The sequence below is a fragment of the Paenibacillus phytorum genome, from assembly GCF_013141715.1.
In the GTDB taxonomy this organism is placed as follows: Bacteria; Bacillota; Bacilli; order Paenibacillales; family NBRC-103111; genus Paenibacillus_E; species Paenibacillus_E phytorum.
In genome coordinates this window covers 1-2,374 of the sequence record NZ_WHOA01000144.1, presented here as the reverse complement: position 1 = coordinate 2,374, position 2,374 = coordinate 1, and the positions used below count along the sequence as shown (strand labels likewise).

The following is a 2,374-nucleotide window of genomic DNA, read 5'->3' as shown; positions in this document are numbered from 1 at the left end:
AATCCTTCAGAGGAGCAGCCTTTTTCCAATCAACCTCGATAAACGCTAGCGTCCTGCTGGGCGTCATAATTGTTTATCCGGATGTATTTTTTTTCGTAGGGATACGAGTCATGTTACGCTCTTCGCTTCTTTCGTAAATACCAGACCAACATGGAGATAGCGTCCCGGATCGAAGCGGTTTGGTGAAGATTGAGTGTTGTTGTCATAAGCAAGAAACCTCCCTAACCCTGAAAGAATGTCATGCACAAACAGTATTACGTAAGAAAAGTGGAATAGGTTTTATTTTTTTTTTATGTAAATAATCACAGAAAAAGACCCACAGCGTGTGCTGTGGATCTGAATTTTATTTTAACCGAATACGTCGTATTACCGTATTAGAAGCAAAATGTCATTGTAATAATAACCAATAAAATAAAGAGAACCAATACTGCTGCTGCTGAACTAGTGCCGTAGCCTGCAGTTGTTGCTGCTGCTGCTGCTGGATATCCCATAGTTAGTCACTCCTTTCATCGTTTTTTGAGGACTCCTAATTAGCCAATAAATCAATAAAGACAAGTGGAGTGATTTGAGGTGAAGAATGGGTTGAATGGTAGCCAATTTACTTCCTATGAATGTAACATTCACTTAAGGTGTGTTACGAATTACCATACAAATGCGCTTGTTATAATCACCAATAGAATGAAGAGAACCAAGACAACACCTTGACTTGTACCATAACCACCGCCGTAACAACTACCTCCTGCAGCATAACCCATTTCATATCGCTCCCTTCTGCATTAAGATAGACTATTGTATTTCAATGGCATATGAAATGTATGGACGAATGCCAGTGAAGGTAGCCCGTTTTGAGATTGGAATCAATGATCACTGTTTTTTGAACAAACACCACTATTTTCTGCATTAATCTTTCCTTCCGAAAGTTGGATAATAAACATGTAAGCGTTCTCCAAACTCGATCGACTCATTTAGGGGAGGAATAGAGATGAAAAGAGTATTCACCTTAGCTCTGTCGCTTTCTATGATGTTCACGGCAGTAGCTTGCTCCACAGGCACTAAAACGTCAACAACAGCAGCTAGCAGCGAACCGTCCAAAACGGCGACGACAGCACCGAGCACCGCACCAAGTAAAGATCCTGTTAAGCTTCGCGTTGCTTGGTGGGGAGGGCAGGCGCGTCACGATTACACGTTGAAAGTTATCGAGCTTTATGAGAAACAGCACCCGAATGTAAAAATTGAAGCGGAATACGCACCATTTGACGACTATTGGAAAAAGCTTGCGCCTCAGGCTTCGGCAAACCAATTACCTGATGTTATCCAGATGGATATTTCTTATCTTTCACAGTATGGTGGAAAAAATCAGTTAGCTGATCTCACGCCATATACGAAAAATGGCCTTCTCGATGTTACTTCAATCAGCCCCAATGCGCTATCCGGCGGTGAAGTCGGAGGTAAACTTGTGGCTATGAATTTAGGGGTTAATGCGCTAAATACAACGTTAGATGTGAATACGTTCAAAAGCCTAGGAATCACAATCCCTGGAAAAGATTGGACTTGGGAAGATTATGATGCGATAGCAGCCAAAGCCAAAGCAGCCGGCAAACAAATAGGCGGTTTCGGTGTCCGTCATGAGGTGTTTTTCCCGTATTATCTCAGAACGATCGATCAAAAAATGTACAATGCGGATGGAACGGCTCTTGGTTTCTCAGATGATAAGCCACTTGTCGACTACTTCAAGCGTTATCAAAAATGGTACGATGCCGGCTATATCCTTTCACTCGACAAAGAATCACAGAAGAAAGGCGTAGCAGAAGAGGATGAAATCTTGCTTGGCAACGCAATTGCTGGAAACGGTTGGTCCAATCAATTCCTAGCCGTCGCCAATTTGATTAAAGATCGTCCGCTTGAATTATTTCCGCTTCCTGGCCGTAACGGTAATAAAGGTCTATTCTTGAAACCTAGTATGTATTTCTCAGTAACGAATAACTCCAAGCAAAAAGAAGAAGCAGCGAAATTCATCAGCTTTTTCGTGAATGATATCGAAGCGAACAAATTGATTAAAGGTGACCGCGGTGTTCCTGTTTCTTCCAAAGTGAAGGATGCGCTGAAGCCACTCTTATCACCGAATGAAGTCAAAATCTTTGATTATGTGGCGTGGGCTGAACAAAACAGCAGTCAAATGGATCCTCCAAATCCAGTAGGTTCTATCGAAATTGAGAAACTGTTAAAAGCGACGAGTGAGCAGATTTTGTATAAGAAAACAACGGTAGAAGAAGCGGCAGCCAAATTCCGCAAGGATGCGAATGCCATTTTGGAGAAAAACAAAAAGTAAGGCGGTAACTGAAAGATCGAACTACCTTCGAAAGAGAGGGTGTTC

3 protein-coding genes are annotated in these 2,374 nt (G+C 42.2%); 1 reads left to right on the top strand and 2 read right to left on the bottom strand.

The window, feature by feature from the left end:
* Window positions 1-374: 374 nt before the first annotated feature.
* Together GC098_RS21720 and GC098_RS21715 are read right to left on the bottom strand one after the other, a co-directional pair.
* A complete protein-coding gene (locus GC098_RS21720; protein ID WP_171645319.1) occupies window positions 375-491 on the bottom strand; it encodes a sporulation protein YjcZ in 117 nt (38 codons plus the stop codon).
* 150 nt (window positions 492-641) lie between these two features.
* On the bottom strand, window positions 642-755 hold the full coding sequence (locus tag GC098_RS21715) for a YjcZ family sporulation protein (protein ID WP_171645318.1): 114 nt from the start codon (window positions 753-755) through the stop codon (window positions 642-644).
* 227 nt (window positions 756-982) lie between these two features.
* On the opposite strand from GC098_RS21715, the gene GC098_RS21710 reads away from it, so the two are divergent.
* Window positions 983-2,329, top strand: coding sequence for an ABC transporter substrate-binding protein (locus GC098_RS21710; protein ID WP_171645317.1), 1,347 nt, complete (start codon window positions 983-985; stop codon window positions 2,327-2,329).
* Window positions 2,330-2,374 lie beyond the last annotated feature (45 nt).

Coding starts and splice junctions, on each gene's coding strand:
- GC098_RS21720 (WP_171645319.1), bottom strand. CDS start 491: ATGGGATATCCAGCAGCAGCAGCAGCAACAACTGCAGGCTACGGCACT.
- GC098_RS21715 (WP_171645318.1), bottom strand. CDS start 755: ATGGGTTATGCTGCAGGAGGTAGTTGTTACGGCGGTGGTTATGGTACA.
- GC098_RS21710 (WP_171645317.1), top strand. CDS start 983: ATGAAAAGAGTATTCACCTTAGCTCTGTCGCTTTCTATGATGTTCACG.